Genomic DNA, 12,310 nt, shown 5'->3' with positions numbered 1-12,310 from the left:
TGTCTGATGCGAAGCTACCCTGAGGTTTGCACGCTGTACACCCGGGCGCAGCCCACATTAAACTCCCCGGCAATCACGGAGGGCTCGATGGAACGCGAGAGCATGCAATTCGATGTGCTGATCGTCGGCGCAGGTCCGGCCGGGCTGGCGGCGGCCATCCGGCTGGCACAGCGCGCGCGCGAAGCAGGGCACGAGCGGTCGGTGTGCGTGCTGGAAAAGGCGCCGGAGCCGGGCGTGCACACGCTGTCCGGCGCGGTCATGGATCCGCGCGGCCTCGACACGCTGCTGCCGGGCTGGCGCGAACGCGCACCGGCCGTCACCCGCGCCACCGAAGACGAATTCCTGTTCCTCGGCGAGAGCCGCGCACACCGCGTACCGCACGCGCTGCTACCCGACTGCTTCCGCAACCAGGGCAATGTCATCGTGCGTCTGGGCCACATCGTGAAGTGGCTGGCCGAAGAGGCCGAGGCGCTGGGCGTGGAGATCTACCCCGGGTTCGCCGCATCCGATGTCGTGTACGGCGAGGACGGCGCGGTGCGCGGCGTGCTCACCGGCGACATGGGGCTCGCGCGCGACGGCACACCGGGGCCGCAACACGTGCCGGGCATGGAACTGCTTGCCCGCTACACACTGTTCGCCGAGGGCTGTCGTGGCCATCTGGGCAAACGTCTGGAGGCGCGTTTCAAACTGCGCGAGGGCGTGGCCCCGCAGACCTACGGCATCGGCCTCAAGGAGTTGTGGGAGGTGCGTCCCGAACACCATCGTCCGGGCCGCGTCACGCACACCGCCGGCTGGCCGCTGGCCAATGACACCTACGGCGGCGGCTTCCTCTATCACCTCGACGACGGGCTGGTCGCCACCGGCTTCGTGGTCGGGCTGGATTACGCCAATCCGTGGCTGTCACCGTTCCAGGAATTCCAGCGCTTCAAGACGCATCCCGCGCTACGCGCGATCTTCGCGGGTGGCAAGCGCATTGCCTACGGCGCGCGCGCCATCACGGCCGGTGGGCTGCAGTCGCTGCCGAAAACCGTGTTTCCCGGTGGCGCGCTGATCGGCGATGACGCAGGCTATCTCAACGCCGCACGCATCAAGGGCATCCACGCCGCCATCGAGTCCGGCATGCTGGCCGCCGACGCGGCTTTCGATGCAGTGAGTGCAGAACGCAGCAGCGACGAACTCACTGCCTACCCGGAAGCCTTCGCCACCAGCCCGCTGCACGCCGAGCTGCACCGCACGCGCAACTTCAAGCCACTGATGAAGCACGGCCTCATCGCCGGCGCCCTGGCCTTTGGCATCGATCAACTGGTGCTGCGCGGGCGCGCCCCGTGGACGCTGGCCAACCGCGCCGATCACACAAGCCTGCAAGAAGCGGCGACCTCTCCGCGCATCGACTATCCTGCGCCGGACGGCGAAGTGAGCTTCGATCTGCTCTCGTCGGTGTTTCTGTCCAACACCAACCACGCCGAAGAACAGCCCTGTCACCTGCGCCTGCGCGACAAGGCCGTGCCGGTGGACTACAACCTTGCCCGTTTCGCCGCGCCCGAGCAGCGCTACTGCCCGGCCGGGGTGTATGAGATCGTCGACGAGGACAGCGGGCCGCGCCTGCAGATCAACGCGCAGAACTGCGTGCACTGCAAGACCTGCGACATCAAGGATCCGACGCAGAACATCGAATGGGTGCCGCCTCAGGGCGGCGAAGGCCCGATCTATTCCGGGATGTGACAGCCCCCGCGCCACCACGATCACATGGAGAAAGCATGAAACTGACCAGCCAGAGCATCACCGACGGCGCCGCCATCGCCGGCGAATTTTCCTTCTGCATTCCGGCCGAGCAAGGTCACGTCTGCCTGGGCGCCAACCGCAACCCGCAACTGGCATGGAGTGACGTGCCGGCCGGCACGCAGTCCTTCGCGCTGATCTGCCACGACCCCGATGTGCCCAGCCGTGGCGACGACGTCAATCAGGAAGGGCGCACCGTACCGGCCAGCCTGCCGCGCGTGGATTTCTTCCACTGGGTGCTGGTCGACCTGCCCGCCGATGTGCGCGAGATTGCCGCCGGCCGCTTTTCGTCGGAAGTCACGCCCGGCGGCAAGAACGGCCCGGCCGGCCCGAACGGCACGCGCCAGGGCATCAACGACTACACCAACTGGTTTGCCGGCGACGCGGACATGAGCGGCGACTACCACGGCTACGACGGCCCCTGCCCGCCGTGGAACGACGAGATCGTGCACCACTACGTGTTCACGCTGTATGCACTGGACGTGCCGCGCTGCGCGGTAGAAGGAAGCTTCACCGGCGCCGACGTGCGCGCCGCGATTGCCGGCCACGTTCTGGCCGAAGCGCAGATCACCGGTACCTACACACTCAATCCGACGCTGCGTGGCTGACGCCCAGCGCCACGCCCTCGCGACGCGGATCGGCGGCGCCCCGCCAGCCTTGCGCGTCGCGCACGATCAGCGCGGTGCCGCTGGTCATCGGACGCGCCACGACCTCATGACCGAAAACACGCAGGCGCTCGCCCAACGCGCGGCCGGCCGGCGTGTCCTCGACCTCGGTGGGACCATTGCGACTGCCGGCATGCGGGCGTGACAGCAGCGCCTCCGGCGAGAGCCCGAAATCCAGCAGCCCCACCAGCGTCGCCGCCACGTAGTTGATGATGCGGCTGCCGCCGGGCGAACCGAGCACCGCGAACAGCCGGCCTTCGGCGTCGAACACCATGGTCGGCGCCATCGAACTCAACGGCCGCCGCCCCGCCACCACGCGGTTGGGATGTGGCACGCCGTCGGCGCGCACCGGGCGGAAGGCAAAGTCCGTGAGCTGGTTGTTGAGCAGAAAGCCATGCACCATGCGGCGCGAGCCAAAGGCGTTCTCGATCGAGGCGGTCAGCGCCACGGCATTGCCCTCCCCGTCGACGATGGAGACATGCGTGGTGGCCGGCCGCTCGGAGGCCTTCTGCTGCGGCGCCTCGCGCTGATCGGGCCGTCCGGCCGACGCCTGCCCCATGCTCGCCGACAGGGCGATGTGCGCGGCGCGACGCTGCAGATAGTCGGGTGCCAGCAGGGCATTCACGCCCAGTGGCATGCTGTGCGGATCGCCGTACCACGCGTCGCGGTCGGCATAGGCCAGCCGGCCGGCCTCGGCGAACAGATGCGCCACGAAGGCCGAATCCGGATCGAGCCCGGACAGCTCGAAACGCTCTAGCACGCCGAGCAGCCCCAACACCGTACCGCCGCCGGCACTGGGCGGCGGCATGCCGCACACGCGATGTCTGCGATAGGTGCCGCACAGGGCCTCGCGCCGCAGCGGTTGCCAGTCGGCCAGATCCGCCTCCGTGAGCACGCCCGGTGACGGCTCGCGGCGCACCGCCTCAACAATGTCACGTGCAATCCTGCCGCGGTACAGCACCTCCGCGCCTTCGGCCGCAACATGCCGCAAGAGGTCCGCCAGCTCGGGGTTACGCAGACGATGGCCGACCGGCACAGCGCGGCCGTTGGGCAGGTAGAACAGCGCACGGGCAGCCGGATCGTCGCGCAGAAAGCGGTCTGCGTCGAGCAAGGCATGCAGGCGCGGCGACACCGCGAAACCGTTCTCGGCGAGTTCGATGGCCGGTTTGATCAGGCGCGCCCATGGCAAGCGCCCGGATTCATCGTGGGCAGCCTCCAGCATGCGCAACAGCCCCGGCGGACCAACGGCGCGGCCACCGATCACGGCTTCGAAGAACGGTATCGGCATGCCATCGCGCAGGAACAGCGTCTCGTCCGCCGCAGCCGGTGCCGTTTCGCGACCATCCCAGGCGAGGAGGCGCGCGTCTGCCGCGGAAAAATGCAGCATGAAGGCACCGCCACCGATACCGGCCGATTGCGGCTCGACGACGTTGAGCACCAGCGCCGCGGCAATCGCCGCATCCACCGCGCTGCCACCCTCCTGCAATACGGCAGCGGCTGCCTGCGTGGCATGCGCATTGGCCGTGACAACCATGGCCTGCGGAGAGTGCGCCAGCGAAACCGCACCGAGTCCACTGGCCGCTTCGGGCGCAGCGCGGTCGGCCAGCGCCGGTACGGCACAGACGACGGACAGGATGAATGCAGCAAAGAGACGCGGCAGAAGGCCTTCAGCTGCCTGCGGTTTCGGCATCGAGCAATTCGGCAAAAGCATCCGCCGCCACCGGCGGACTGAACAAGTAGCCCTGATACAGATCGCAGGCATGGGTGCGCAGGAAGGCCAGCTGCTCGCCGGTCTCGACGCCTTCGGCAACCACCCGCATGCGCAGGGTGCGAGCCATTGCGACGATTGCCGCGGCAATCTCCATGTCGCCCGGATCATGCGGGAGATCGCGCACGAACTCCCGGTCGATCTTGAGTACATCGATCGGAAAACGCTTGAGATAGGCCAGCGATGAGTAACCCGTACCGAAATCGTCGATGGCCAGCGTCACCCCGAGATCCTTCAAGGCGCGCAGGCGCTCGCCCGCCATGACTTCGTGACCCATGATGGTGCTCTCAGTCAGCTCAAGCTCAAGGCGCCGCGCCGGCAGGCCGGACTCACGGATGATGGCTGCAACGCGGGTGGGCAGATCGGTCTGCCACAGCTGACGACCGGAAAGGTTCACCGCCATCGTCAGCGGCGGCAAACCCATTGCGTCCCAGCGCCGCGCCTGTTCGCAGGCATTGCGCAGCACCCACTCGCCCAGCGGCACGATCAGGCCGTTCTCTTCGGCGATCGGAATGAACTCGGCGGGAGGAATCAGTCCGCGCTCCGGATCGTTCCAGCGCAGCAAGGCTTCGCACCCGACGATGCGGCCGCTGAGCAGGTCGATCTGCGGCTGGTAATACAGCTTGAACTCGCCTCGGTCGAGCGCGCGGCGCATGCGCGTTTCCAGCTCGACTCGCTGCTGCGCCGCCGCGCTCAGTTCGGCCGTGAAGAATCGGTAGGTACTGCGCCCCTCGGCCTTCGCGCTGTACAGCGCTGCGTCGGCATGCTGGATGAGCTCGGTGGTGGTCTCGCCGTCCTGCGGGAAGCAACTGATGCCGACGCTCAAACCGACGTACACCTCTTGCCCGCCGGACAGCAGGAACGGATCTTCCAGCAGCCGGATCAGCGCGCGCGCAACGAAGGCGGCCTCCTCGGGAGCGCTGATCGACTCCATGACCATCAGGAACTCGTCGCCGCCGACACGCGCCAACGTGTCTTCGCCGCGCACGCGCGCGCGCAAGCGCGCAGCAATCATGACCAGCAGTTCGTCGCCCACAGGGTGACCAAAGCTGTCATTGACGTCCTTGAAACGGTCCAGATCGATGAACAGCACCGCAATGCCGTGTCCCTTGCGGCGCGCATGATCGATGGCGTGTTCGAGCCGCAGATTGACCAGTACGCGGTTGGGCAGCGCGGTCAGCGGATCGTAATGCGCCAGACGCTGCAGCTCCGCTTCGGAATGCTTGAGCTGGCTGATGTCGGTCATCACGCCGACGTACTGGACTGGGCGTCCGTGTTCGTCGGACACCGAGCTGATGCTGACCCAGTGTGGTGCGGTCTCGCCGCTCTTGAGGCGGTTCCAGATCTCCCCTTGCCAATAGCCGTGCTCACGCAGCGCCGTCCACATCGCGGCATAGAATTCGCGCGGGTGGCGGTCGGAGCGCACGATCGACGTACTGAGGCCCAGCACGTCGGCTTCGTCATAGCCGGTAATGGCGGAATAGGCACGATTGACGGCAAGGATGCCGCCGTCGAGATCGGTAATAACGACCCCGTCCCGCGTGCTCTCGAACACAGCGGCCGCTCGGCGCAGGCTGTCGAGCGCGACCTTGCGTTCAAGCGCGGCCGAGACGCCGGCCGCAACGATACGCAGAACACTCTCTTCGGAGGCGCTCCAGCGCTTGGTGTGCTGTTCGGTCTCGATGCCGATGCACCCCCACAGCGTCCCGCGGCAGAAAAGCGGAAGCACCATGATGCTGGCCACCGTCTTGCCCTCGAAGAACAGTCTCTCTTCTTCCGGGAGCTGCTCGATGTCACAGGCGACGATCTGACCTTGCTGCAGTTGTTCGAGCCAGCGGCCAAGATGCGCTTCCTCGACGCTCACGTTCGTCACGTCAGCGTCGGCAACGTGGTGCACCAGCGTCTCGGCCTCCCAACGGCAGCGGATGCTGGCAGCCGGGCAGCCGGATTCGGGATGCGGGTGAATCTCGAAAATGTAGGTCGAATCCCCACCGATATGGCGTCCAACACGTTCCAGCACGTGCTCCAGCGCACGATCGAGATCGTGCTCGCGCAACAGCTCGAGCGTTGCCCGGGCCGACATCTCGAGTGAGGCCTCGCGCTGGCGCACCGCATCGGCGATGCGGCGCTTCTGTACCGCCAGACTGGCCAGGCTGGCGAACTCGGCCATGACTTCGCCGCGTTCGGCCTCATCGCCGCACTCTTCCGGGCAGCGCACCACCAGCACCCCGATGACCTTGCCGGCCTCCTCGCGCAACGACGCCGCGAACACCTGCCCACGCCCGGAAATCTCGTCCTGCACGGCGAAACTGACCGGCCCGGCCTCGCGGGCACAGCGTTCAGCCAGCAAGCGCGGCATCGGTTCGACCCCGTCGCGGTGCACGTCGGCCAGCAGGCTGCCGTCGTCATCGAGGAACAGGATGTCGGCACGCCGGCCTTTGCCGAGCAACATTTCGACCTTGCACACCACGGCACCGAGCACGGCATCCAGCGCATCATCGGCGGCAATGCGATTCAGCACCTCGCCACGCGCCTGCTGCAGCCGGCGTTTTCCGGCCCGCTCGCTCACATCGATGTCGATGCAATAGACCTCCTTGTCACCGTTCGCAGCGGTCTGCATGACGAGGCTGGAAAAGACATGCAGCGTGCGCCCTTCACGAGTCATCAGCAGCAATTCTGCGGCTGGCACCGGCTCCCCGCGGTCTGCCCAGTCACGAACCGCCACGCGGAAGTGCTCCCGATCACTCTCCGGCACGATCAGTTCAGCAATATCACGCCCCACGGCCTCGTCTGCGGAATAGCCGTAGAGGCTTTCACTCGCGCGGTTCCAGAACAGCACGCGGCAATCACGATCGAAGACCTGCACGGCAACCGCCGGAGTGTGTTCGAACAAATTGCGGAAGCGTTGTTCGCTGGCCGCCAGCTCGGCCCGCTCACGGCGCAGTTCGACCTGGGTCTGCAGCTTTTCGAGCGTCGCCACCAGTTCGAACAGATAACCATCGCGTTTGGGCAGATAGTCATCCACCCCCATGCGCAGGGCCTTGGCCGCAATTTCGCCACTGCCGTGACCGGTAATGAGCACGATGGGCAGGTCCATGCGGTGCTGCCCGCGCAGGATGCGGACAAGCTCAAGCCCGTCAATGCCCGGCAGGCGGTAGTCAAGCACCACGGCGTCGTAGCGACGGTCGGGTGACGCCACTGCCGCCAGCACCTCGTCCGCGACGGAGACCGTATCGATACGGATGTGCGGCGCGTGGCGAGCGAAGTGTCGGCGCGCCAGATCGATATCGAAAGCATTTGGTTCGGCATACAGCACGCGCATGCGGCGGCTGCGGCGCACCACGTGTTCGCGATGGCGTTCCACGGCGGCCTGCAGCGCGGCGGGGAGGTCCAGCAGATAGTCGTCACGCTTGGTGACGTAGTCATCAGCGCCGGCCTTGAGCGCAGCCAGCGCCGCATCCTGTTCGCCCGAGCCGGTCAGGACGATGATGGCCGGCGAATCCTCGCGCTCACGAACTTCGGCGAGAAAGTCGATGCCGACGCCGTCGGGCAGGTCCAGGTCAAGCAACACGGCGTCGAAAGGCGGGCCTGCCGCCATGTGCTGCCGAGCAAGCGCCAGCGTCGGAGCAATGCTGAGCGCGACATCGGGCGCATGGCGCGCAAACATGCGCTGCGCCAGATCTGCATCACTGTGGGAATCCTCGACGTAGAGGACACGCATGGCAGGCCTACCTCGGCGCCTTGTTGAGCACACACCAGAACAGTTCGATCTGTTCTGCGACTTCCATGAACTTGCCGAAATCCACCGGTTTGACGATGTAGGAATTGGCACCCAGTTCGTACGCGGTGCGCAAATCAACGTTCTCGCCCGACGAAGTCAGCATGACAACCGGAATCAGGCGAAACCGCTCGTGCGCCTTGATGCGACGCAATACTTCCAGACCGTTCACCTTCGGAAGCTTGATGTCGAGCAGGATCACAGCAGGCAGGGGATCGCCCGCCTCCCAGCGCTCGATGTACGCCAGCGCCTCCTCGCCATCACGCGCAACCTGCACCGGATTGCCGAAACGACGGCGCGCGAAGGCACGTTGGGTGAGGTCGAGATCCACCGGATTGTCCTCGACCAGCAGAATGGGCTGCGGCAACGATTCAGTCGTCACTTCGGAAGCTCCATGTAAAAGGTCGCGCCCTCGCCCGGCGCGCTCTCGGCCCATACGCGGCCGCCCATGCGACTGACGGCCTTCTTGACGAGCGCGAGGCCCACTCCGGTACCGGGGTAATCCTCCGCACGGTGCAACCGTTGGAAGATGTCAAAGATGCGGTCATGGTACTGCATGTCGAATCCGATGCCGTTGTCACGCACGAACAGGCGTACACGTTCGCCTTGCTGCTCTGCGCCGATGTCGATACGGGGATCCTGCTGACCACGACTGAACTTGACGGCGTTCTCGAGCAGATTGCGCAGCGCCAGCGCGAAGCCGTCACGGTCGACACGCGCAACCACGCCTTCGAGCGCGCACGAGATGACCACCGAGTGGGCGCCCGGGTCGACATCGCGCTGCTCGATCAGCTGGGCGGCAATGCTGTCGAGGGCCACTTCGCGCACTTCCAGTGCGCGCCGCTCGATGCGCGAATAGGCCAGCATGTCCTCGATCAGCGCATGCATCTGCGCCACGCCGTTACGGATGTTGCCGAGCAGCAGCCGGCCCTCTTCGTCGAAGCGGTCGGAGTAATCGAGGAGCAGGATCTGGCTGTAACCGTCGACACCGCGCAGCGGCGCTTTCAGGTCATGAGAGACGGAATAGGAAAACGCTTCGAGTTCGCGGTTGGCCGACTCAAGCTGGGCGGTGCGCTCGGTGACACGGTTCTCGAGATCAACGTTGAGCGCACTCAGCGCAGCTTCCGACGCGCTCTGACGCTCAAGCATGCGACGGATGATGACGTACAGGACAATGGACACCACCAGCAGGTAGATGGCGCCCTTCCACGACTGCAGGATCAACAGCAGCTCAGTATCCGAACCGGCAAGCCCGAGGATCAGCCGGTCGGATACGAAGATCCACAGCAGGCTGAATCCAGCATAACCCCCGACGATACGCGCGGCCTCGCGACCGGATCTGCTGCGCTGCTCGCTCACGCCATGCACCCTCCGTGCTGTTGCAAACACGTGTCCGGAAAGGCCGCCCGGCCCTTCCGTTGCTTTGTCGTCGCGCTTGATGCTACCGATCGGCAATGCGCCCGCAATGGCCGATTGTCACGACCTGCGTTACCGGTCACGCATGATCGCAGAAAATTCCCACCATGCACTTGCCGCATGCCCCAGCTTGCGGCGCCTACAGGCGGAAGCGGGAGGACACTTCCTGAAGCTGTGCAGCGTAATCAAACACCTGCTCCGCTACCTCGGCAGACACCCGTGCTTCATTGACTCCGGTCTGTGCCATGTCCGAAACGTGTTCCACGTTGCGCGCCAGCTCGCGCGCGGCATTGCCCTGTTCCAGCAAGGCGTCCCTGATCTGCGCAATGGCACCGTCCGCCTTTGCGGCAAGCTCGCTGATGCGCCCCACCACATCACCCGCCTGATGTGCCTGACCTGCCCCGTCACGCACCTTCTCGCTGTTGGCACCGACGTCGCGCGCCACGGATGCCGCGATTTGCTGAATACCCTTGATGCTCGACGAGATTTCCTCGGTCGATTGCGCGGTGCGCTCGGCCAGTTTGCGGACCTCATCCGCCACCACCGCAAAGCCTCGTCCCTGCTCACCGGCCCGCGCTGCCTCGATGGCGGCGTTGAGCGCCAGCAGATTGGTCTGCTCGGCGATCTCGCGGATCAGGTTGATGATGCGCGAAATTTCGGTCGTCTTGGTTGCCAGCTCGTTCATGCTGGCTTCGGTCTCGGACACGGCCGCTGCGGCCTGATCGATACTCGACGCAGCGCGATGCACGGCCCGCTCACTCTCTCCGGCGGCCTGACTGGACTCTCGCCCCGCCTCGACGGCCACGCCGGCATTCTCGCCAACATGGTCCACCGATACGCTCAACTCCTCGATTGCCGCGGCCATCGAAGCCACCGCCTCGGACTGGCTTTCCGATGCGGACACCGTGCGGCGACTGGCTCCCGACAGATCGCCACTGGCGGCGTTGAGCCGCGCGGCGCTCTGGTGAATCAAGGCGATAGCTTCGTGCAGCATGTTGCGCAGCATCGCGCCGGCAGTAAGGCAATCGCCGATTTCATCATGCGCACCCGTCGGCACGCGGGCTTTGAGCTCGCCGGAAGCAATGCCGCGCAGGATGACCAGCGTTTCCTCGGCGCGGCGGCGTGTGCGGCTGGCAATCAAGGTCGTGACCACCAGCGCCACGAACAACCCCGCCACCGACAGCGAAACCGCCTGCATCCGCGACGCACCACCCAACAGCGCCCAGGCCAGCGCGCCCAACTGCGGCGCGCCGGTGACGAACAGCACCATCATCAACTTGCCGGCCAAGCGCAAATTGTCGAGGCTGCGCAGGCCGCGCCCCACCAAACCGCGGAGCCCGCCGTGCATCACATGCCCTTCGTACAAACGGATCGAACGGTTGCGCGCCATGTCGCGATACAGCGCATCGCAGACACTGATCTCCGCTCGCGTAGTCTTCACCCGCACCGAGGTGTAACCACCCTCTGCACGCGGCGTCACCGTTGCGCGAATCCAGTAGTGATCCCCGTTCTTGCAGCGGTTCTTGACCACACCCATCCACGGGCGCCCGGTCCTGACCGTATCCCACAGGTCGCGAAAAGCCTCCGACGGCATGTCGGGGTGGCGCAGGATGTTGTGCGGCTGCCCGATCAGCTCGTCCCGGGTGTACCCGCTCGCTTCGAGAAAGTCGTCGTTGCAGAACTCGATCATGCCGCGCTCGTCGGTATGCGAAATGATCGCAATGTCATCACGCAATACATTCTCACGTCCGGTCACGGGCTGATTGCTTCGCACGGTTTGTCCTGTAGCGGTCAGTTGGAAGTTGCGGATTGTTCCCGCAGGCCATACCCGTTAACGAATGCCAGGCGCCGACCTTTAGCGCACAGCACTGCATCGCACAGGCAAAAAAAACGCGCCGTAGGCGCGTTTCGGTATCCGTGGCGGAGAGGGCTGGATTTTCTCAACTCCCGTCACCACCACTACAAATCAATACCTTACGGAGAAGCGCCTCCAGAATGTTCCCAAGAGTGTCTCCGGGCTGATGCAGTGTATCGACTGCTTTCGTAACCCACAAGACGACAACCTGAGCGCCAAAGCTCAGGCAGTTACGGGGGCCAACAGAATGAGAAGTTCAACCGCTAACGCAACCAATACCGCCAGCACAAATGCCGACCACAACAGCGGGCCACTAGCAGATCGCGCCAGCCGATCTCCAACCGCAAACCACGCCACTAAGAACGAGACCAAGTGCAGCCATCCAAGATGCGCCCACGAGAAGTAGAAGATCGCTGATAAGGTAGCCACGAGGGCACCCATTGCAAGGGGCCACATCAGCAGCGGAGCTTTACGCGTCAGGCGGGAGACTTCTCCTACGCTCTGCAAGCGGGAACCTGTTGGCGCACTGATGGCAAGTGAAACAGTGAGGATGTGACCTAGGAACTCGACGGAAAGCATTGTTGAAAGCACCTCTACGCAAACAACATGGGGCGCGGAGTGTAGCGGAAAACCTCTCATAGCCGCATGTTGGGCGATGCTGCGACCCCTGAATTTTCCGCCACAGATTTACGAGAGGGTTCTTACGAGAGGCTTCACGGCGGCGTTCCCCCGGTGCCGGGTGGGCGGAGTTGAGGCGAACCGACACGCCCCCTACACATCATTGAGAGCTTCCTCGCCTCCAGCGCTTGTGAACAGGTGCGAGAGGTGGTACAAACTGGCCTACCGTCCGTTACGCCGTTATGTACTTCGAGAGGGAAGCAATGAAGATCGTCGCCTATCACCGTGTCTCAACGGTCAAGCAAGGACTGAGCGGGCTTTGACCTGCCCCCAGTTTTAGTACCGCTGCCTACTTAGTAGGCCCTGGGGTTGAGATGAGTGTTTCTTCCTTTTGTTGCTGCTTCCCGGCGCGCCAGTTGGCGGCAAACTCC

The 12,310-nt window shown here is 64.9% G+C and carries 7 protein-coding genes; 2 read left to right on the top strand and 5 right to left on the bottom strand.

Annotated elements, in window-relative coordinates; genetic code table 11:
• The first annotated feature begins 87 nt into the window (after positions 1-87).
• The gene (locus AC6H0R_RS08765; RefSeq protein ID WP_497580987.1) at positions 88-1,722 is read left to right on the top strand and encodes an electron transfer flavoprotein-ubiquinone oxidoreductase; all 1,635 of its coding nucleotides are present in this window, start codon (positions 88-90) and stop codon (positions 1,720-1,722) included.
• A 35-nt stretch (positions 1,723-1,757) separates the two neighbouring features.
• Entirely contained in the window at positions 1,758-2,387 is a 630-nt protein-coding gene (locus tag AC6H0R_RS08760; RefSeq protein WP_497580986.1) for a YbhB/YbcL family Raf kinase inhibitor-like protein, read from the top strand.
• Here AC6H0R_RS08760 and ggt read toward each other — a convergent pair.
• The 5 genes from ggt to AC6H0R_RS08735 all read right to left on the bottom strand — a co-directional run bounded on the left by ggt (position 2,365) and on the right by AC6H0R_RS08735 (position 11,180).
• Positions 2,365-4,134 carry a gamma-glutamyltransferase gene (gene ggt, locus AC6H0R_RS08755; protein WP_497580985.1) on the bottom strand — a complete coding sequence of 590 codons (1,770 nt, stop codon included), beginning with the start codon at positions 4,132-4,134 and terminating at the stop codon, positions 2,365-2,367. The two genes, AC6H0R_RS08760 and ggt, sit on opposite strands and share 23 nt — an antisense overlap.
• Positions 4,112-7,933, bottom strand: coding sequence for an EAL domain-containing protein (locus AC6H0R_RS08750; RefSeq protein ID WP_497580984.1), 3,822 nt, complete (start codon positions 7,931-7,933; stop codon positions 4,112-4,114). The genes ggt and AC6H0R_RS08750 overlap by 23 nt, the downstream gene beginning before the upstream one ends.
• Before the next feature lie 7 nt (positions 7,934-7,940).
• Entirely contained in the window at positions 7,941-8,372 is a 432-nt protein-coding gene (locus AC6H0R_RS08745) for a response regulator (protein ID WP_497580983.1), read from the bottom strand.
• A complete protein-coding gene (locus AC6H0R_RS08740) occupies positions 8,369-9,349 on the bottom strand; it encodes a sensor histidine kinase (RefSeq protein WP_497580982.1) in 981 nt (326 codons plus the stop codon). Before AC6H0R_RS08740 ends, AC6H0R_RS08745 begins: the two co-directional genes overlap by 4 nt.
• Before the next feature lie 196 nt (positions 9,350-9,545).
• Positions 9,546-11,180, bottom strand: coding sequence for a methyl-accepting chemotaxis protein (locus AC6H0R_RS08735; protein WP_497580981.1), 1,635 nt, complete (start codon positions 11,178-11,180; stop codon positions 9,546-9,548).
• Between the last annotated feature and the right edge of the window lie 1,130 nt (positions 11,181-12,310).

This window comes from Pseudazoarcus sp. NS36, from assembly GCF_059703705.1.
This window is presented reverse-complemented; position numbering and strand designations above follow the sequence as displayed.